A 511-nucleotide genomic window follows, 5' to 3' on the forward strand; every position below is an offset into this window, starting at 1 on the left:
TTCGCGAGCAGGCTCGCTCCCACATTGTTTTGTGGTGGCCTCTGGAATCGATCGTTATCCACAGGAGCGTGGAAATGCGTTGGGCGACTTATTTCGCCGTGTTGGCCTCCGTCCTGAGTGTTGGACTTGCCCTTGGCGTCAGCATGCCCCTGGTGTCGCTGCGCCTGGAAGGCTGGGGTTATGGCTCGTTCGCCATCGGCGTGATGGCGGCCATGCCGGCGGTTGGCGTGCTGGCAGGGGCCAAGGTGTCGAGCCGGCTGGCGGCGCGCTTCGGCACGGCGGCGTTGATGCGCCTGTGTCTGTGGGGCGGGGCGATGTCCATCGGGCTGTTGGCCTTGATGCCAAGTTATCCGGTCTGGTTGGTGCTGCGGCTGGTGATTGGTGTGGTCCTGACTTTGGTGTTCATTCTCGGTGAGAGCTGGATCAACCAGTTGGTCATCGAGCGATGGCGTGGGCGGTTGGTAGCGTTGTATGGCAGCAGCTATGCCCTGAGCCAGTTGTCCGGCCCGTT

1 protein-coding gene is annotated in these 511 nt (G+C 62.4%); it reads left to right on the forward strand.

Going from position 1 to position 511, the window contains the following annotated elements; translation table 11 throughout:
* Positions 1 to 74 precede the first annotated feature (74 nt).
* Positions 75 to 511, forward strand: a 437-nt coding sequence (locus OC610_RS28730) for an MFS transporter (RefSeq protein ID WP_332880493.1), incomplete at its 3' end; no start/stop codon positions are given.

The sequence above is a fragment of the Pseudomonas agronomica genome (genome assembly GCF_025917275.1).
GTDB lineage: Bacteria > Pseudomonadota > Gammaproteobacteria > Pseudomonadales > Pseudomonadaceae > Aquipseudomonas > Aquipseudomonas agronomica.